Origin of the sequence: Bartonella sp. CB10SXKL (assembly GCF_042195515.1) — a bacterium.
In the GTDB taxonomy this organism is placed as follows: Bacteria; Pseudomonadota; Alphaproteobacteria; order Rhizobiales; family Rhizobiaceae; genus Bartonella.
In genome coordinates, this window is the sequence record NZ_JBHION010000002.1 from 200548 (window position 1) to 219899 (window position 19352).

A 19352-nucleotide genomic window follows, 5' to 3' on the forward strand; every position below is an offset into this window, starting at 1 on the left:
GTGTATTTTTTAGAGCACTAGATGCGCTAGAGTTACAAATTCAGAAACCGAGAGCGTTTCAGCACGGCGCATTCCATCAATTCCAGCTTTTTCTAATAGCACTTCACCTCCAAGTGTTTTGAGATTTTGACGAAGCATTTTTCGTCTTTGCCCAAAGGCGGTTTTTGTGACGAGGCTTAGTTTTTGTGCAGAGCAGGCAAGAGGTTGTGTTCGTGGAATAATATGAACAACGGAAGATGTTACTTTAGGTATTGGTATGAAGGCTTGAGGGGGTACATCGAAAGCAATTTTAGCAGTAGTACGCCAGCCAGTTAAGACACTAAGACGTCCATAATGAGTAGATTGAGGTTTAGCTGTAATCCGTTTGGCAACTTCACGTTGAAACATCAATGTCATTGATTCATAAAAAGGAGGCCATGGTTCAGTCAAAAGCCAATTTAATAAGAGTTTTGTCCCAATATTATAGGGAAGATTTGCAATAATACGAGGTTTTTCTGGGCTTGTTTCAAAGAGTTTTGAGAAGTCTTGCTTTAGTGCATCATTACAAATAACTTTTAATTTTTTAGGATAGTGTTTTTCTATTTCTAAGAGAGCCGGTATGCAGCGCTCATCGCGTTCTATTGCTGTTACAATGGCACCCTTTGCTAGCAAGGCACGTGTGAGACCTCCAGGACCAGGACCAATTTCAAGAACAGGTTTTCCTTCTATATTGCCTGCTTGATGAGCAATTTTAGATGTTAAATTAAGATCAAAAAGAAAATTCTGCCCCAAAGATTTATGCGCTTGTAATCCATATATATCAATGACCTCACGCAGAGGAGGGAGATTATCTATTGGCATGGTATTAAACTATTTTTTGCAAGTTGATTTGCAAGTTTAAGAGCAGCAATAAAGCTTTCGGGAGAGGCTATCCCTTTATCAGCAATGTCAAAAGCAGTTCCGTGATCTGGAGACGTGCGAATAAAAGGTAGACCTAACGTGACATTAACAGTGCTGTCAAAGTCTAATGTCTTAACAGGGATAAGGGCTTGATCATGATACATACAAATGGCAACGTCATATGCCTTTCTTGCACATTCATGGAACATTGTGTCGGCAGGTAGCGGGCCTGCAATATTGAGTCCTTTCTTTTTAAGATATTCAATAGCAGGAGTGATAACTTCAATATCTTCTTTGCCCATTGCACCTCCTTCTCCAGCATGAGGATTAAGACCAGCAACAGCTAGTCGGGGTGACGTTATTTTAAACCGTGTTTTTAAGTCACATTCAGTAATAAGTACCGTTTGAATAATTAAATCACGGGTAAGCTGTGAAGGAACATTTTTAAATGGAATATGAACAGTTATTGGTACTGTTTTTAATCGAGGTCCTGCTAACATCATAACTGGATGATAGTATTTATGAAAAGCTTTATGGGCTAAATCAGCTAAAAATTCTGTATGACCTGGAAATTGAAAACCGGCATCATAAAGATTCTTTTTTGCAATAGGACAAGTGATAAGTGCACATGCATGGCCATTTTGAATCAATTGAACACAGCGTTTAATTGCTTCAATAATTCCAGCGGCATTATTCGATGAAGGTATACCTAATTGATCACTTTGTTTGTTTTTTAACGGGATGATAGGAAGAGCGTTTTGAAAATTTTTTGCAGGATTATTGATTAAAACAGATTGCACCTCAACATCAATCTGTAAAAAACGAGCGCGCGAACGAATAACATCTGGATCAGCAAGAAGTACAAAAGGCGGAATTTGGCGCGTAACACGCAAATTCCACGCTTTTAATACTATTTCAGGACCAATACCGGCAGGATCACCACCACTAACAATAAGAGCAGCCATTATGAATTTTGAATGCGTGCCACTCGCCGCAGTTCTCCTAAATATTTGTCGCTTAATTCTTCAAGTTTTTGCGGGCTTCTTTTTTTACTATCTTGAAGAGAAAATATCAGTCGAGCGACATAATCATCAGAAACTCTTTTTATTTTGCAGACAGCAATTGCTTCAATTCCATCAGATGTTTCTTGTAATTTTGTCATTTTTCCAGCAGGCGTTTCAAGAATAGCTTGTTCCCATGCATTAGGAAGTTGTGGCTCCAGAAACTTTCCTAAGTGGCGGATAGTAACGTCTAAAATACCTCTTGCTTGATTGTGAGCATTGGCACATCCACGGAAATGTGCGCGAAAATTACTTGCTTCTCTTTGACGTCTTTCAAAGATCTCTGAACGACGATGTGCAGGAATGACAAAAACAATTCGCTGTAATGTATATTCGTTGGTTGAAGGTTTTACACCACCATTTTTTAATATTCTGCGTACAGCTTCTTGTTCGCTAATCATACCTGTTTCAGCTTGATAGCGTGCGCTAACAAGACGCCCCCATCCTATTTGTCCACGGATGTAATCTTTAAAGTGTTGCACTGTGATCTCAGTTTGGATCAGAATCTGGTTGAGCTGATCAATCGTCATATTATTTTGTGTCGCAAAATTCTCAAAAGCTCTATCAACTTCATCATTGCTTACTTCAATATTAAGACGTTTTATTTCAATATTTTTTAGCTTTTCGTCAATAAGCTCTTTTTTAGCCTGTGCCACCAAATTGCCTTGCTTTTGTTGTAATCTGAGAAAAGCAAGGCGTCTTTGTATATCATAATTTGTGATGGGGTTGCCATTAACTGTAACAACAATAGAAGTCTGCGCAAAGACTGTCGGAATCAAAAATCCATTTATTAACAGGCTACTTACGCTCAAAGACGCAATATAAAATAAAGCAAGAAAACGCTTTTTCAATTTATTCATGTAAATAGGCTTTCGCATTGTTTATTAATTCTCATCAACAACTTAAAATACACGCTTTCTTTCATAAAAACAATGATAAGTTAAATGACTGATACATTCCCTTTATAAATTAATCTATCTTTTTTCCGATATCTGCAATCGTACGCAATGAAAGAGAGAAATTAAAGTTTTGCAAGGGTGCTTTCCTGCCTGGATTCGTTACCTGTTGATAACCGAATGTTAACCCGAAACATTCATCCATATAACTCAAGCTAATTCCTCGCTTTATAAATGTACCAGATACTAAATCATAACCGGCGTTGCTATTAATGGACCAATAATCTGCCAATTTAAGTCCTGTTTGAAAAGAAATTTCTTGGCGCTCTTGAGAATATTCATAATCTGGTTGCTTTGCGATATAGGCATATTGTAGAGCTGCCCAAAAATTTTGCCATTTTTGTGATGCTTCGATTTCACTACGGCGGATTTTTCCTGTTTTTTTGTCAAAGCGTCCACGCGTTTCTAAGGAAAAACCACTTTTATGGGTTGTACCAAACATTGCAACATAGTCTGAACGTTTTGCCTCTAAGCTAGAATGAGTACCGACATTGATAAAGTCCTTTTCTGCAAAAGAATTCTTTCCTGCTAGATGAAAGGATTGTCCAATGAGACCATAAAGAGACCAATTATCATTAAGGCTTCCAGAATATCTTATACCTATATTGGCTCTTGTACCACCTTCTACACGATCATAACCAGAAAATTTGTCTCGTTGAAAGAGAGTGGTTGCATCAAAGACAAAGCTTTGAGCATCTTCATTAGGAATTTGTCCAATATATTGTTCATTATTGCGTATAAAAATTTGTGCAGTTGGTTCTATAATATGTGTAGAATGATCAGCTGTAATGAGGAAGGGATAGCGTAGTTCCAACCCTGCTGTTGCCATGCCACGAATTGCTGAACCATGAATTGCGGATAAGGCATTGTTTTCTATAGAATCTGTGTGATTTTCTCTTGCATTGGTTGTAATGATATCAGCTCGTAGAGAGAGAAGAGGGGTTAAGATGAGTCCGTTGTGCGTGTTGAAGCGCTTTTTCCACTGAAGCTCGTTTGTTAAACGTAAACTATTTCCAGCCATACCAGAAAGTTTTACTGTGTTGAGAGGGTTTCCGTTCTGGTCGGGTGAACTGAAGTCAGCATGGCGACGATAAACTGATTGCATATTACTATGGAAGGTAAGCTCTCCATTATAAATGGGTTCATCTGGTGTGAAAAAATAATCGATGCGTGGTAAGACCCACGCTTGCCGAGAGTGACGTTCATAATGAGGATCATTCAATATTGAATCTTGAACTTTAAAATGATAAAAACGCATATCAAAATAATTTTTTCCTGCAAGACCATTCAGATAGATCTGAGAAAGTTGTGTAGGATTGTTATAGTTTTCAAGTTTATAGGCACGACTAAAATGCCGATCTGATTGTGCAAGAATATCCCATCCATAAGTCCAGTGTGAATTAATACGAAAATCCCCCTTTGTCGCCAGCATATAACGGTTTTTATGTTGGGCATCAATCGTATCATTATCAAATCTATGCGGTTTCATTTGATATATATGAGCAAAGCGAATGTTATAACGTCCCGTTTTTAAACGCTGACGCCATTCCCCTTCGGTTAAAAGCCCTTGTTGGGTATAAACCGTAGAAGAAAGGGTAAAATCATAATGGGGGGCGAGATTCCAGAAATAAGAATTCTTTATCCCCATACCGAGATAATCAGTATAAAAAAAATGAGGAGTAAGCAGACCGCTAGCACGCCTAACAGTTGGATCATAGATCTCAAAATTTGGAAATTTTATAATCGGTACACCAAAAACTTCAAAACTGCTATTTTCAAACCGAATTTTTTTGATGCTATTATTCCATATGATCTTTCTTGCTTTAATTTTCCATAGGACGTCTCGATCTGGTTTATAAGAGCAAGGTTCACAGGCTGTATAGGTTGCATTTTCAAAGACTGTTATGTGGTTGTGTTTGCGTGTAGCATTTTGGGCTGAAAAGTGAACATTGTTGGCTGTATCAATACGTAAGGCGTTTACAAAACCCTCGCCAAGATCTTTGGTCATATCAATTTGGTTGGAATAAATTTTATTACCATCCTTTTGAGTAATTTCAACGTTCCCTTGTGCTATAAGCCGTCCTGTTTTTTGATTGTAAATAATTTTTTGAGCGACAACTTTATTGCCATCATATTCGATTTGAACATTACCGTGTGCAGAAACAGTGTTTTCATCACGATTGTAGATGAGTTCATCCGCAGAGAGCAAAAGAGGAGGTTCCGGATTTTGAATGCGACTTTGAGAAGGAGATAGAAGGCTTTGAGCGTGCGCACAATAAGACAAAGCACTTCCTAAAATAACCCCTATAACACTTTTAAAAGCGAGAGCACTTAATTTTGTTAAAATAGTTTTTTTAAGTGTTAATGCTTTCACTTAGCCATCCTCTTTATGAAGTAAAAAAGAGATTCCTAAGAATAACGCAATAACAACGGGTGTCCAAGCTGCAATAATTGGTGGAATATATCCAGCATTACCAAAAGCTTGAACAAGTACGGAAATAACATAAAGCATAAACCCAGCTATTACGCCACCAAGAATCAACATTCTAGATTGCCCAAAACGTGTAAAATTTAAAGATACAGTTGCTGCAATGAGGGTCATTGCCACAAGCAATGCCGGTAATGCAATCAAAGATTGAAAATACATATCAAAATTATTAGCAGAATAGCCAAATGAACGTGCAATCATAATTTTTTTTGGCAATTGGTAAAATGGAATAGTTGCGGGATTCACTAAACGTTCCGTTAAAAATTCAGGTTTTAGATTGGTTTTTATTTGCAACACGGTAAATTTTTCAGGAGGATGCCCTATTTTATAGATTGTTCCATTTGTTAATAGCCAAAATCCATTAGTCAAGGTTGCTTTTGGGGCGTTAATCCAATTTTTGACGGTTGCGTTGTCATTGTATTGTACAAAGGTTGCATCGAGAAGAGAAAGTCCTTGATCGGTGATAGATTTGGCACCAATGGTTGTTCTGCCTAAATTTGTACGTTGTGTTAACCAGTGGATACTTGTATTGTGAAGAGGTGTTAGTACATTGTGATTGCGCCATTCAGTCATCTTTTTTTCTGCTTGAGAAAATCCCCATGCAGCAAGTGGATTAATGAGAAGAATTGAAAATAATCCCAAAAGAAAAGCTCCAAAACAAGCTGGCATAAGAAATTGCCATGCAGAAACACCGATTGAACGAGTCACTACAAGTTCAAGTTTTTTGTTGAGCGAGATAAGCGTTGCCATTGCAGAAAAGAGTGCAATGAAAGGGATAAGTTGTTGCATGATAAAAGGGATGCGTAAAGCAGAGAGGAAAAATGCATCTTTTGCTGTATAATGCGGAAGGGAAGATAGCCTACCGGAATTCTCTGTGAAATCGATTAAAAGAGCAAGAACAAAAATGCTTCCCCAGAAATAACAAGTTATTTTAAGATACCGTATAAAAAAATATCGTCCAAGTGTCCACCCAATCATGATATTTTATCCGAGGAATCTTGAGATTTTCGCTGTTCAAATTTGTTCATTATTTTTTGAAAAGCGATTTGAAGTATCTCATTAACTTTTGTGGGAAGCCCAATTTTATGATTCGTTAAAAGCATAAAAAAGACAAATGCACTTGTTCCTATGGGTATAATATAAAGGAGAGGAACGTATGCAAGATCGCTTTTTGATTTTTCTGCGAAAAAATATCCTATCCAATACACCAGAAAAGAAAGGGCAATTGCCGAGAGATTTGCGGAATGACGAGCTTGTCGATGGGAGCGTACATCTCCTGCCGCTGCTAATGCAATAAGTGAAAAAACAATAGGGTAGAGCCATTGTGTTAATCTGCGGTGAAATTCAGCTTTATATTGGAGTGGTTTTCGTTGATAGTAGGGATCTTTTGGGTCAGGGTTTTGTAAATAAGAAAGAGACTGATCTTTTGGATAAAGAGTAGGTGTTTTATCACTGGGGATAAACTCTCCTAGGCTAAAAGTATATGAGCTAAATTGCACGATTGAAACACTGTTATTTTGATGATTGACTCTTTCTATTTCACCGTTATTGAGAACCAGAAAACTGCCGTTTTTATTGCTCACAATGGATGCGTCTGTTGCATAATAAAAAAGATCAGTCTTAGGATCACGCTGGTCGGCAATGAAAAGGCGTTCAAGTGTTCCGTTTGGATTTCGTTCGCCAATTTCTATGTAAAGGTTATTGGCGAGTTTTTGAAAGCTCCCTTCACTAATGAATAGATTAATAAGATCAAAATGAGCGCTTGCTAGCATTTGTCGCATATGAAGACGCGCTTGAGGAACAACAAAATTAGCTATAGAAAAGGAGATACAGGATGCAACAATAGCAAGAAGAAGGATAGGTTTCCAAACAGTACTTTTAGGAAAACCAGAGGCATTGATGACAGCAAATTCTGAGTCTTGATGCATTGCTGAGAGGATGGTTGTAACTGCGATCACTAATGCAAATGGAATGACAAGAAAAATAACAGAAGGAACCAATGAAAGTGAAAATTGTAAGACTGTGAGGAGTGTTTGTTTACTTGTTGTGAGAAAGTTTATCCGTGCAAGAATTTGTATAGTCCAACTAACGCCCACTGCTGCAATCATGACAGAACTAAACAAAACAAGGACACGTTTCAGGATGTAGAACTCAATAATACGCATAAATTGGGGAAAATCCTCAGTCTTTAATTCGATAGCAAATATTTTTACTGCTTTCGGTTAAAATGTAATAAAGTTTGAAAAAATATCCTTTCATGAATTGGATATTTTTACCAAATAAATAATATCAAATTGCCTATGAGGTCCTCTTTAAATTTTCCGTACATTATATTTTATTTTCAACTATAGTCTACAAAGAATCTAGAAAATAACTTAAAAAACTTTTTTATTAACGTTGAAAATAAAAATTATTGTCTTTTAAAGACACGTGCAAAAAGATGATGCATCTCCATCAAAAAAGAGGGTTTATATCTTGAACCGTTTCCTTTGTATTAGAGATATAGAAGTTTTTTTAAAAAGATGTTAGCTTTTTTATAAAGAATGATGAAGGCTTAAGAGATTGGATATTTTATTCTATCATTTGACGCAGTCAACGCTGAAGGATATTTTGCCGACGCTTGTGGAGCGTGCATTGGCTCGTTTTGGTAAAGTAACAATACAATGTGTGAGTAAAGAACAACGCGATTCTATAGATATACATTTATGGGTTTATGCTGATGAATCATTTATTGGACATGGAACGGAGTGTGATCAATATTCAAACTTTCAGCCTGTATTTCTGACGACAGGACAAGAAAATCCGAATGATTCAAAGGTTCGTTTTCTCATAGAGGGAGCTGTTTGTTCGGATATTGATGCTTATCAACGGCTTGTCGTGATATTTGATGGTAGAAGTGAAGAGCAGTTGAATCTCGTTCGTGCACAGTGGAAAAAATATAAAATGGAAAATCATAATTTAACGTATTGGCAACAGACTGAAGATCGTCGCTGGGAAAAACAGGTTTAATGCGTCTCGTATCTATTGCTCTGATTTTTATAGGATTGCTGGGAATAGTAAATCCAGCACTTTTTATTACGGAAGGTTCAGGGGGAGGGCGTTGGGTTTTTATTGTGATTTTTCTTTTAGGCATGCTAAAGATATGGCCTATAATTAAAAAAACGAAACGCCATGATGATGATTATTGATCGAATTTTGCTTATTTTATGGGCTGTGATGTTGTCCTTCTTTTGCGTGTCGTGGTTGGGGACAACGCATATCTTATCAAAAATGTTTGCTGTTGCTTATATGAGTAATATTGCAGATTTTTTATTTTTCTTTTTGAGTGCATTGTTTGCGGGAATATTGTGGTGGAAAATACCTCAACCCCTGTCTTTAAAAACAAAACTGGCAGCATTTTTGCCGCCAGTCCTTATTTTATTCTTCGTTATTATATTTTAGTTGGATATTTCATCATCTGTAAATCCGACGAAGCAAATCAGTGAAATAAAAGAAGCAAGAAGCAAATAATAACCGATATAAGATGTATCGAAATGTTGCACCAGATATTCTGCAATATAAGGCGCGAGAGAAGCTCCTATGATAGCAGATAAATTGAAAGTGATAGAAGAACCGGTATATCGGATTGCTGTTGGGTATGGTGAAGCCAAAACAGCACCAAGAGGACTGTATATCATTCCCATGAGAGACAAACCAATAACAGACATTGCAAGGACTCCTATAACTCCAGAATTTAAGAAATAAGGAATTGCGAAAGAATAAATACCGGTGATGATTGTAATCCAAATCATCAAAGTTCTACGTCTAATACGGTCAGCGAGTTTTCCAGTGATGACAGTAAAAATCCCACAAAAAATAGCACCGACAATTTCGATTTGAAGAGCTTGATGAAATGGCAATTGCAGATGGTTTGTTGAATAGCTTAACAAATATGTAGTAACCAAGTAAAACAAAACAAAAGTTGCCATACCAGAAAATACTCCAAGAAATAGGATTCGTGGACATTTTAAAAAGACATCTATGATAGGAACTTTGACATGTTCTTTACTTTCAAGAGTTTTTTTGAATTGAACAGTTTCATTAATTGAAAGACGGACCCATAATCCTATAATCATAAAAACAACTGAAGCAATAAAAGGAATACGCCATCCCCAAGCTAAAAGTTCCGCACGATCAAGGAAATGCAACAGAGCTAAATAAACAGCAATAGATAAAAACAAACCTATTGAAACGCCTAATTGGGGGAACATCGCATACCAGCCGCGCTTTTCTGGAGGGGCATTTTCTGTTGCGAGTAAAACAGCGCCTCCCCATTCTCCTCCTAATCCCATTCCCTGTCCAATACGGCACAAGGTTAAGAGGAAAGGGGCAAACCACCCTGCTATTTCATAAGTAGGAAGAAAACCAATAATGACTGTTGAAAGACCCATTGTGAGAAGAGAAGCAATAAGTGTTGCTTTTCTTCCAATTTTATCCCCAAAATGTCCAAAAACAACTGATCCAAAAGGGCGGGCAAAAAAGGCTGCTCCAAATATTAGGAAAGATTGTAAAATGGCAGTCTGATCATTTTGTGTTGGAAAAAACACATGAGGAAATATAAGAGCTGCGGCAGTGCCAAAGACATAGAAATCGAAGAATTCAATTGTTGGTCCAATAAGGCTTGCAAATAAAATTCGACGAGGGGAGTTTCTGTTGCTTGTAGCTTTCATTTCTGAGTTTATAGACATGAATAGAATGTCCCTTTCAGTATATGACAAATCAAATAACGAGTTAACTGACTATAACTATAGAAATTTCAAATCAGTGTCGAGTCAATATTATGACACTTCGTTATATATTAGAACAATGATTATGGACTGATGAGTATGAATAAGTGTTCTATATATTATCCAAAATGAATAAAATAAAGACGCTGTTTTAAATGCTGTAGAAGATGGCAATAGGTGGCTATAAACGCAGCTCTCATTCACATTGCTGTTTCCTTTAAAGTTTAATGCCATTTTTATCTATTAAGGGATCAATCTTATTCGTAGATCAGTATTTAGTGTCTCAAAATATTAAAAATATTTTTATGGATGCAATTGCAACACTTTTAAAGTGTATCTAAAATAAATTAAATCTTTTAGTTGTGTATGCATTTTAAAACACAAGGTGTATATTTCGTCTATCATAGCTTAATCCATCGTATGCTTTGCTATCTTAAAAGACATGAGGTTGAGCAATTACGTTGTGTTGTTTTTGTCTATGCACTTTTTTCTAAATGGGGGAATTTAAATTTGAAATTATGGAGTGTGAATAATGCACCGCAAAATGAAATTAAGTTTTTATGCATTAATGACCAGTGGTTTTTTTGTCAAGATTGCGAGTGCAGATGGAGTAGCTACACCAAGAGAAAAGTTATTAACACCAGTAAGTATCAGTGAACATCTAGAAGAGACAAGAAAGTTGTTATCGGAAGTAAGGGGATTAAAAGAAAAAAAGGGGGGATCAAAAAGGATAGAGAATAAACAGAGAGCAGAAGGAAGTAATCCTTCAGAAGAGGGGAGGAAGAGATTAGAAAACCTATTCTTTGAAGTACTCACAAATTCAATAATTTATGATGATATTGCCGTTTATATTACTGACCGTGATTCTGAGGACTCTGGTAAAAAAGTAAATAGCTTTAATTATGAAGACGCTGGATATTCTATCAATAATACGGTTCAGGAGGGTGGAAAACTTTACATTGATGCAGCAAGTGTTAGCAGGGATACGACAATTGAGCATGGTGGGATTGAGTTTGTCCAAAACTTGAGCATTTCAGAATATGCCGCTGTTAAAAAAGGGGGTAAACAAATTGTTGAGAGTGGTGCAAATGCAGAAGGTACTAAAATTTATGGTGGCGAGCAGATTATTTTTGGTAAGGGAAGTTTTGGATCTGGTTTGTTGCGTAAAGATAAGGCAAGTAGTGCTTATAACACCGAAATTTATGCTGAAGATGGAATACTAGGACTACAAAGTGTCTATAGTGGGGGGATGGCTGTTGACACAAAGATTATGAGAGGCGGTGTCCAGAATCTTGATGGTGAAGAGAATTTTCATAACGGCTTTTCAGAAGATGCTGATACAGCCGATACAGAAGATGAAGATTTTACAATTAATGAGGGGGCTTTTGCACTGAGTAGCGAACTTTTTAAAAATGGTATGCAGAATATCTTTGCAGGAGGGAATGCGAGTGAAGTTACTTTATACGATAGAGCTATTCAGAATATATATGATTCTGGATATGCGGATAATCTAACTATTAAGCATCAAGCAAGGTCATGGGGTTTTGCTGGTGCGATATTAGGTGAAAATACAAATGTTCATGATTTTGGTAGTCTTTATCTTTATGCTGGGAATGGTGAAGCTGTTACGGAAGTAGAAAATCTTAATTTAAATGGAGAAGATAGCAAACTATACATTATTGCGTCTGAAGATAACGGCAAAAAACCTGAGATTAATGTTAAGAATTTAAAAGGAAGTGGCAGAGTTATTTTTACGTCTTTAGGGACGAATAAGCTCTATTCTCAACTTAATATTGATGATCTTTCAGGTTCTTTACATTTCGATTTTAATGTCAATTTTGCCAAGCAGCTTAGTGATTATCTTGTGATTAAAAAAAGGGGCTCTGGTTCTCACACAATAAGTGTGGCTGATTCTGGGCGTGAAATTACAAATTCTTCTTACAAAAAGCTTAAATTAATTACTGATCGCAGCGGAAATGCCCATTTTACTCTGACAAACACTTTTGGTGAAAAAATCGGAACTATTGATGCCGGAACCTATCGGTACAGTTTGAAACATAGAAACAATAAGGGTACTGGTAAAGTTTGGTACTTAGATGCAAACCACACCATTGATGAGACAACTTCTCAAGTTTTTGATAGTGTATTGAAACCATATACTGGTTCATCAAGTGATTTACTTACAGAACTCACAATTGATCAAGGAACAACTGTTTCTATTGCTGATCCTAGCTTTGACACGAGTAGCAAGGAAGTTGATAGCAATGGAGAAACTTCAATTAGTAATACAGTTAAAGATGGTGGAAAGCTTTCCGTTTATAGCGGTGGTTTTAGCTTGTATACGACAATTCAAAGAGGTGGCACTGAGCTTATTAAAACACAGGGTCTTTCACAGGATACTATTGTTCATAAAGGTGGGCAACAAAAGGTTGAAGATGGGGGAAAAGCTGAAGGGGCTAAAATTTACGGTGGTGAGCAGTTTGTTTCAGGAAAGTCTGATATCAAAGGTGAGATGGTAAGAAGCAGTGCCTATGACACTATCGTTTCTGGTAAAAATGGAGTGCTAGGATACCAGAATGTGTACGATGATGGAGAGGTGTTTAACACAAAGATCATGGAAGGAGGGATACAAAATCTTTATGTAGAAGAGGATCTAAACGATTATAGCAGTTTTGCATTTGATACGAAGGTCTTTTCTGGTGGAGAGCAACACATTTTAGCGGGGGGAATCGCGATTGGCGTTCTTTTACAAGGGAATGCTTTCCAAGCAATAGATTTAGGAGGCTATGTAAAGGATTTAATAATTAGAGATCAAGCACAATCGTGGTTACATTTTGGTGCAACATTAGAAGGAAGCACTATGATTCATGATTCTGGACGGATTTATCTTTATGCTGGTGCTGAGCGATCTCGTACTGAAGTAGAAAAAATTGTCTTAAATGGCAGAGATACAAAATTGTACGCGATTGCCTCTAATATAGATGGTGAAAGTTCTTTGATTGAGAATCTGAGTGGGAATGGTCGTGTTATTTTTACTTCTACCGTGTTTAATCCACATTACTCTAAACTTGAGATCAATGATCTTTCAGGGAGTTTACATTTTAGGTTGCATACTAATTTTGCAGAACAGCGCGGTGATTATCTTCTGATAAAACAAGGATCAGGTAATCACACCATAAGTGTTATCGATTCTGGTGTTGAAATGACCAATTCTCCTCTACAAGATCAGAATTTAGTTTTGGAGCTTGATTTAATTCATGTTCAAAGCGGAAATGCGCATTTTACTCTGACAGATTTTTCTGGTGAAGAGACTAGTACGATTGATGGTGGAGCCTACATGTATGGCTTAAAGACAAAAGATGATAATGGGGGAAAGACTTGGTCTTTGGCTACATCACAAATAACTTCTGCTCCTGTAATTTCTTCACCTCATGTGGAGTCGCCTATAGATAAGCTTCCTGAAAAAGAAGAAAATATGACATCGTCAAAAGATTTTAGTATCTCTGATGTAATTCATTACAGCATTGGGGAAGGTGGAGGAATTCTACAAAGCTCTTTGCTCGGTGATGATAACGTAGTTTATGTCTCTGATGATGGAGAGCAAGGTGTTCTTAAGAAGTCTATTAATAATACAATTCAGGGATCAGGAAGACTTTATGTTGAAGCTGGTGGTTTCAGTAAAAATACAACCATTGAAAATGGTGGTACTGAGATTGTAGGGGAACAGGGGGTCTCAGAATCTACGATTATTTACGAGGGTGGAAAACAAAAAGTGGAGGGGGGAGGCTCTGCATTGAGAGCTGAAATTTATGGTGGGGAGCAGCTTGTTTTCGGAAATGGTTATGTAAATGGTGGAATTGTGGGGAGCAGTGCTTATAACACGACACTTTATGGTCAAGGTGATACGCTGGGACAGCAGAATGTATATGATGATGGGATGGCTGTGGGAACAAAAGTGATGAGTGGAGGAGTACAAACTCTTGCTAAGTGGTTTCCTAATGATGATAACTTTGCAGAAAAAGCCGGCGGTTTAGCTGTAAATGCTGAAATCTTTTCAGAGGGTGTGCAGCGTGTTTTAGCAGGAGGTGAAGCAAATACAGTCATTTTACGCACTGGTGGTGTTCAAGAAGTCTATGCAGGTGGAATTGTAAAGAATCTAACGATTGAAGGTAATGCTAATTCATGGATTTCTCCTGGTGCAATATTAGGAGGAGAAATAAAAGTTCAGGATTTTGGTGGGCTCCATCTTGATGCTGGAGACGATGGTCAACAAACTATAGTAGAAAACATTGAATTAAATGGAGAAGACGCTCAATTATACTCCGTTGCTCGTGGGTTTGACGACAAAAGTACACGCATTCAGCAGTTAAGCGGTGTAGGAAAAGTCATTTTTACCTCTTTTGAAGATGATTTATATTACTCTCAGCTTTACATTGATAATCTAGCAGGGAGTCTACATTTTAACTTTAATGTTAGCCTTGCAGAAGAAAAAGGTGATTATCTCTTTATCAAGAATGGGAGTGGTTCTCACACAATAAGTATTTTAGATTCCGGTATTGAAATTGTTGATCCCTCTTCAACAGAACTTGATTTAATTTTTGATCAAAGTGGTGGCGCACATTTTACCCTGAGAAGCTTTTCTGGTGCAAATGTTAAAACTATTGATGGCGGAACCTATACGTATGGTTTAAAACAGAGAATTGATGAGGATGGGGGTGAAAAAGTTTGGTATTTATCTGCAGTATTTATTGATAATGTTTCATTTCTCAACAGTTTACCACGTAGTAGAAGCAGATCTGTGCGGCATTTAAATCAAAATCAATCAGTTTCTTCTCTTTCAACGATTGCAGCATCACAAGAGCATGCTATTAAATTGCCACGTCGAAGAAAAAACCGCCAAAACTTGAGTCAAAGATCTCCAGCTTTTGTTTCTCCAACTGTTTCCTCTCTTGGAAGTCACGTTATTGAAGTCTCAGGTCCAGCGAGTTCTCATCCTCTTTCTGCTGAAGAGCAACAAACTGCTGTTTCAGAATCTTCTCACTCTTTAGCCGATCAGATGATTGTGCGTCCAGTTCATAAAGAACAGCCTTCTCCACAATTGAGTGAGACGTTTTCAGTTTCTCACTTTTTGACCACGCCCTCTACAGATGCGGTATTGTCTATGTCTGTAGCTCCAGCGATGGTGTTTCACAACGAAATGCAAACAGTGCGTGCGGGAAGAGGGATTCTAGATAAAAGTAAAAAGAATGCAGCTTTATGGACCTATGCGATTAAATCTAAAGAGAGTATTGCGACAGAGCATATAGATTTTAAGTTAGATCAGACAGGTATTGTTTTAGGGATCAATGGTTTAAGCGAGTGGGAAAGTGGAGAATTTTATATAGGTGGTTTTGGCAGTTATGATCGTGTCCGTGTTGCGCATGCACGGGGGGGTATCAGTGGTATCAATACTTATGGTATTGGCGCTTATGTCACTTATTTGGATCATAGTGGATGGTATCTCGATGGTATTTTAAAATACAATCATTATCAAAATACTCTAAAGGCAGTTTCAACGAATGGTTTAGGGATTGAAGGAAGTTATAGGCAATGGGCGGTGGGCGCCTCCTTTGAAGCAGGTTATCGACTTCAGACGTCAAAGAACAGTTGGTTGCAGCCTTATGGACAATTTACATGGTTGCAAGTTGAGGGTAAAGAAATCAAGTTATCGAATGACATGACAGGTGACATGCGTCCATTCACTTCATTACGCAGTGAGGTTGGTTTATCTTTAGGATATGAATTTGGTTTTCACATGGATTCCTCATCGCTTGCGTATATTACAGCAGCATGGTTGCGTGAGAATAAAGATGACAATCAAACGTTAATTAATCAACGGCATTCATTTACCACGGACTTATCAGGGAATGCAGGTAAATTAGGAATAGGTTTAAGCAGTTTAGTGAGTGAGAAGTTAAAGTTATATGGTGAGGCCCATTATATTAAAGGGCGTAAAACAAAACAGTCCCTTCAGGGAATTATAGGTGTACGCTATAGTTTCTAAATATATGGTTATTTTTTAGTTATCTTTAAATATATGATTGTTTTTAAAGGTCTTTAATTAAAGGTTCAGAGAACAATTTTTCAGAGCACGCAGCTTCGTTGTTCATGATAAACTGTATACCCTTATATACTTGATTATGCATTACTTTTTATCTTTGATAAGAAAACTCCGAGAAAATGCTAAAGAAGCACTATAAGAGCGCTCTTATATTCTTGATCAAAAAAGTATTTAAAAACTATAAAGAGCGGTTTTTTATGAGATAAGGATGATTTTTAAGAAGGATTGTTGCAATCTAAGGTTGAAAATATATTTTGTAGAGCTAATTACGTTTAGTGTCTATGCAGGCGTGAAGGGGGAGGATATGGCTCTACAATATAAATGGAAACGACATTGTTGGATACTCATGTTGAGCAGCTGTTTTGTGCAAGCTGCTGCTGCAAATGAGGGGGGACCAGCACTTTTTTGTCAATCTTCAAGTTATGAAAATGATAAAGTATTTCAAGATCAATACAATGAGGATATGAAAACAGGCAGATGCATACTTGGAGCCTCTAATGATGCCATGGTAAGAACGCGCAATGAATTAGACTTTTTGAAAAAGCCTAGCGATTTTATCATGGATAAGGGTGCTAGAGTGTTTGCGAGTCAACAGGAACTTGACAGTAGTCATCGTGACAATGCTGGATATAATGCACAAGAACAAAATACTGCGTTTCTTAAAAAGCCTGAACTTATCTCCATTAAAGATGGGGCAATTTTAGAAAATTATATCCTTGATAATGAAGGTAAAGCATACATTTCAAATGATGGTGAGATTGATAGTCCAGGGCGATCCATTAATAACACTGTAAGGAATGGTGCAGAGCTTTATGTGTATGCAGGAGGACTCAGTGAGAATAGTAAAATTGAACATGGTGGAATTGAAAATGTTCAGGCTTTGAAGGGAAAACAAGGTTTTTCGAAAAATGCTGTTGTTGAAGAAGGCGGACACCAAAGTGTTGGAAATGGAGGAAAAGTAGAAGGGACTAAAATTTATGGTGGTGAGCAGCTTGTTTTCGGCGAGGGGGATATTGGAGGAGAGATTAAAGGGAGTAGTGCTTCTCATACTGTCATTTATGGTCAAGATGAAACACTAGGCCAACAAAAAGTATATGATGGCGGAAAAGTTTGGAATACGAAAGTTATGCGAGGGGGTGTCCAAGAGGTTGGAAAAAAGTCTCAAAGTGCAAAAAATGGTGGTTTTGCATTTGACACAGAAGTTTTTGGTGGTGGTAAACAACGTATCTTAAAAGGCGGTCAGGCTATTGGAGTCACTTTAAATGAGAGTGCTATTCAGGAAATATATACTGATGGATCTGTAAAGAATCTAACAATGAATGATCAAACAAAATCATGGGTGCATGCTGGAGCAACATTAGAAGGCAAGACACAGGTAAACCATTCTGGGCAGATCCATCTTTATGCTGGGAATGATCAACAACGCACCACAGTAGAAGATATTATTTTAAATGGAAAAGATACAAAACTGTACTCTGTTACTGATGAGTTTGATGGAAAAAGTTCTTTGATACAAAAATTAAGTGGTGAAGGGAGTGTTATTTTTTCGTTTACAGGTTCTGATCCATATTATTCTCAGCTTCATGTGAATAATCTTTCAGGAAATTTACATTTCGCGTTCAATACTACGATTGCCCATAACCGTGGTGATTATCTCTTGGTTGAGAAAGGCGCTGGGAAACATACAATAAGTGTTGCTGATTCTGGAGTTGAAATCACGGATCCTTTTTCAAATAAGCGTGATTTAATTACGGATCAAAGTGGTGGTGCGCATTTTACGCTGACAGATCTTAAGGGTGAAAAAATTAACGCCATTGATGGTGGAACTTATATGTATGATTTGAAAGAAAGAAAGGATGAAAATGGGAAAGTTTGGTTTTTATCGGCAGACCGCCTCAGTGGACCAGAGCCTTCTATGCCAGATCCGACAGATCCTTTTTTTCCTGGTGAAACATCAACAACCCCCTCTACAGATGCAGTGTTAACGTTGTCCGTAGTCCCTGGACTTATTTTTAATAATGAGTTGCAAGTTGTACGGAATGGTAGAAAAATTTGGGACAGAAATAAGAAAGATATCGAACTATGGACTTATGGGATTAAGAGCAGAGAACGTGTTGCGACAGGCCATACACACTTTAAGCTTGGGCAGACAGGTTTAGTCTTTGGTGCTGATCAGTTGAGTGAATTAAGGCATGGAGAGTTGTATGTTGGTGGTTTTGGGAGTTATGATCAAGCACGTGTTTCTCATGCACGAGGTGGTGATAGTGATTTGAGCTCTTATAGCATTGGAACTTACGCAACTTATTTTGATCATCGTGGATGGTATATGGATGGTGTTTTGAAATATAATTATTACCGAGATAATTTAAAAGCCATATCAACGAATGGTTTAGCTATTCAAAGTCATTACAATCAGTGGGCGATAGGTGGATCATTTGAGATTGGCTGTTATTTTGAACCGGCACAGAATACTTGGATGCAGCCTTATATCAAGCTAACAGGTTTGCAGGTTGAAGGTAAAAGAATAAAACTTTCCAATGAAATGATAGGTGATCTAAGCCCATTAAATTCATTCCGCAGTGAAGTTGGATTGACTGCAGGACATGAATTTTTTGTGAATTCAGAAACTTCATTAACAGCTTACATTATGGCAGCTTGGTTGCGTGAGAATATAAATAATAATTATACGACAATTAATAAGCAGTATAAATTTATTACAGATTTATCAGGCAGTGCGGGTAAATTGGGAATTGGTTTAAACGGTACGGTCAATGATAAACTAACACTTTATGCGGAAGCACATTATCTAAAAGGACATAAGATTAAGAATGCTCTTCAAGGTATTTTAGGATTACGCTATAGTTTCTAAATATGTGTGTACACGGCTGATTAATTTTACAAATGTAATTGTTTTGCAAGCTTAAACAGATAACGCCCGGCTATGTCTTTTCGAGAGTATAGGGACTTTCTCAAATAGTAGGAATGTCTTTATACTCTCTCTTTTAAAGGCAACATACTGAATTTATAATAATAATTCATTTCTATGCATGTTGAATGAGAGTCCCGAGTATCATAGGATTCTCTCATTTCAAATCTGTTTAT

12 protein-coding genes are annotated in these 19352 nt (G+C 37.2%); 5 read left to right on the plus strand and 7 right to left on the minus strand.

Features of this window, described 5'->3' with window-relative positions; translation table 11 throughout:
• Positions 1 to 9: 9 nt before the first annotated feature.
• The 6 genes from rsmA to lptF all read right to left on the minus strand — a co-directional run bounded on the left by rsmA (position 10) and on the right by lptF (position 7549).
• A complete protein-coding gene (rsmA, locus tag ACFIK3_RS02075; protein WP_375630755.1) occupies positions 10 to 840 on the minus strand; it encodes a 16S rRNA (adenine(1518)-N(6)/adenine(1519)-N(6))-dimethyltransferase RsmA in 831 nt (276 codons plus the stop codon).
• Positions 831 to 1844 (minus strand): 4-hydroxythreonine-4-phosphate dehydrogenase PdxA, encoded by a 1014-nt coding sequence (gene pdxA, locus ACFIK3_RS02080; RefSeq protein WP_375630753.1) that lies wholly within the window; start codon positions 1842 to 1844, stop codon positions 831 to 833. Before pdxA ends, rsmA begins: the two co-directional genes overlap by 10 nt.
• Positions 1844 to 2800 carry a SurA N-terminal domain-containing protein gene (locus ACFIK3_RS02085; protein WP_375612927.1) on the minus strand — a complete coding sequence of 319 codons (957 nt, stop codon included), beginning with the start codon at positions 2798 to 2800 and terminating at the stop codon, positions 1844 to 1846. Before ACFIK3_RS02085 ends, pdxA begins: the two co-directional genes overlap by 1 nt.
• A gap of 109 nt (positions 2801 to 2909) precedes the next feature.
• Positions 2910 to 5270 (minus strand): LPS-assembly protein LptD, encoded by a 2361-nt coding sequence (locus tag ACFIK3_RS02090; protein WP_375630751.1) that lies wholly within the window; start codon positions 5268 to 5270, stop codon positions 2910 to 2912.
• Positions 5271 to 6362 carry an LPS export ABC transporter permease LptG gene (gene lptG, locus ACFIK3_RS02095; protein WP_375612925.1) on the minus strand — a complete coding sequence of 364 codons (1092 nt, stop codon included), beginning with the start codon at positions 6360 to 6362 and terminating at the stop codon, positions 5271 to 5273.
• Positions 6359 to 7549: an LPS export ABC transporter permease LptF gene (lptF, locus tag ACFIK3_RS02100; RefSeq protein ID WP_375630747.1), complete on the minus strand. Its 1191-nt coding sequence runs from the start codon at positions 7547 to 7549 to the stop codon at positions 6359 to 6361. The genes lptG and lptF overlap by 4 nt, the downstream gene beginning before the upstream one ends.
• Before the next feature lie 397 nt (positions 7550 to 7946).
• On the opposite strand from lptF, the gene ACFIK3_RS02105 reads away from it, so the two are divergent.
• The 3 genes from ACFIK3_RS02105 to ACFIK3_RS02115 are packed head-to-tail and all read left to right on the plus strand — an operon-like array spanning position 7947 to position 8825.
• A complete protein-coding gene (locus ACFIK3_RS02105) occupies positions 7947 to 8393 on the plus strand; it encodes a DNA polymerase III subunit chi (protein ID WP_273791065.1) in 447 nt (148 codons plus the stop codon).
• A complete protein-coding gene (locus ACFIK3_RS02110) occupies positions 8393 to 8572 on the plus strand; it encodes a hypothetical protein (protein ID WP_375630745.1) in 180 nt (59 codons plus the stop codon). The genes ACFIK3_RS02105 and ACFIK3_RS02110 overlap by 1 nt, the downstream gene beginning before the upstream one ends.
• The gene (locus ACFIK3_RS02115; protein ID WP_273791119.1) at positions 8562 to 8825 is read left to right on the plus strand and encodes a hypothetical protein; all 264 of its coding nucleotides are present in this window, start codon (positions 8562 to 8564) and stop codon (positions 8823 to 8825) included. The genes ACFIK3_RS02110 and ACFIK3_RS02115 overlap by 11 nt, the downstream gene beginning before the upstream one ends.
• Here the strand turns inward: ACFIK3_RS02115 and ACFIK3_RS02120 are convergent.
• Positions 8822 to 10111, minus strand: a complete 1290-nt coding sequence (locus ACFIK3_RS02120; RefSeq protein WP_273791063.1) for an MFS transporter — start codon at positions 10109 to 10111, stop codon at positions 8822 to 8824. The two genes, ACFIK3_RS02115 and ACFIK3_RS02120, sit on opposite strands and share 4 nt — an antisense overlap.
• A gap of 571 nt (positions 10112 to 10682) precedes the next feature.
• On the opposite strand from ACFIK3_RS02120, the gene bafA (ACFIK3_RS02125) reads away from it, so the two are divergent.
• Both bafA (ACFIK3_RS02125) and bafA (ACFIK3_RS02130) read left to right on the plus strand, forming a co-directional pair.
• On the plus strand, positions 10683 to 16193 hold the full coding sequence (bafA, locus tag ACFIK3_RS02125; RefSeq protein ID WP_375676184.1) for a BafA family autotransporter: 5511 nt from the start codon (positions 10683 to 10685) through the stop codon (positions 16191 to 16193).
• Positions 16194 to 16554: 361 nt separating this feature from the next.
• Positions 16555 to 19119, plus strand: a complete 2565-nt coding sequence (bafA, locus tag ACFIK3_RS02130) for a BafA family autotransporter (RefSeq protein ID WP_375667579.1) — start codon at positions 16555 to 16557, stop codon at positions 19117 to 19119.
• Positions 19120 to 19352: the final 233 nt, after the last annotated feature.

What these genes read in the sequence shown, in the direction of transcription:
- bafA (WP_375667579.1), top strand. Translation starts at nt 16,555, where the DNA reads ATGGCTCTACAATATAAATGGAAACGACATTGTTGGATACTCATGTTG.
- rsmA (WP_375630755.1), bottom strand. Translation starts at nt 840, where the DNA reads ATGCCAATAGATAATCTCCCTCCTCTGCGTGAGGTCATTGATATATAT.
- ACFIK3_RS02120 (WP_273791063.1), bottom strand. Translation starts at nt 10,111, where the DNA reads ATGTCTATAAACTCAGAAATGAAAGCTACAAGCAACAGAAACTCCCCT.
- ACFIK3_RS02115 (WP_273791119.1), top strand. Translation starts at nt 8,562, where the DNA reads ATGATTATTGATCGAATTTTGCTTATTTTATGGGCTGTGATGTTGTCC.
- bafA (WP_375676184.1), top strand. Translation starts at nt 10,683, where the DNA reads ATGCACCGCAAAATGAAATTAAGTTTTTATGCATTAATGACCAGTGGT.
- pdxA (WP_375630753.1), bottom strand. Translation starts at nt 1,844, where the DNA reads ATGGCTGCTCTTATTGTTAGTGGTGGTGATCCTGCCGGTATTGGTCCT.
- ACFIK3_RS02085 (WP_375612927.1), bottom strand. Translation starts at nt 2,800, where the DNA reads ATGAATAAATTGAAAAAGCGTTTTCTTGCTTTATTTTATATTGCGTCT.
- lptG (WP_375612925.1), bottom strand. Translation starts at nt 6,362, where the DNA reads ATGATTGGGTGGACACTTGGACGATATTTTTTTATACGGTATCTTAAA.
- ACFIK3_RS02110 (WP_375630745.1), top strand. Translation starts at nt 8,393, where the DNA reads ATGCGTCTCGTATCTATTGCTCTGATTTTTATAGGATTGCTGGGAATA.
- lptF (WP_375630747.1), bottom strand. Translation starts at nt 7,549, where the DNA reads ATGCGTATTATTGAGTTCTACATCCTGAAACGTGTCCTTGTTTTGTTT.